Here is a 240-nt window from a genome sequence, read left to right as displayed (position 1 = left end):
CTACTCTCACATGGGGAAGCCCCACACTACCATCGGCGCTATTGCGTTTCACTTCTGAGTTCGGCATGGAGTCAGGTGGGTCCGCAACGCTATGGTCGCCAAGCAAATTCTTTAATTCGGAAAGCTGTCTTCGTTCTTCACATTCAATGTTCTTCTATTGAGTCCACAAAACCCCTTCGGTGTTGTATGGTTAAGCCTCACGGGCAATTAGTATTGGTTAGCTCAACGCCTCGCAGCGCT

At 49.6% G+C, this 240-nt stretch carries 1 rRNA gene; it reads right to left on the bottom strand.

What is annotated here, in order from left to right:
• Window positions 1–103, bottom strand: a 5S ribosomal RNA gene (rrf, locus tag AACW06_RS20660); the annotation flags it as partial.
• Between the last annotated feature and the right edge of the window lie 137 nt (window positions 104–240).

It is taken from the genome of Vibrio sp. S12_S33 (genome assembly GCF_963889785.1).
GTDB lineage: Bacteria > Pseudomonadota > Gammaproteobacteria > Enterobacterales > Vibrionaceae > Vibrio > Vibrio aestuarianus.
Note: the sequence above shows the minus strand (reverse complement) of the source record. Positions and strands in the feature narration are given on the sequence as shown.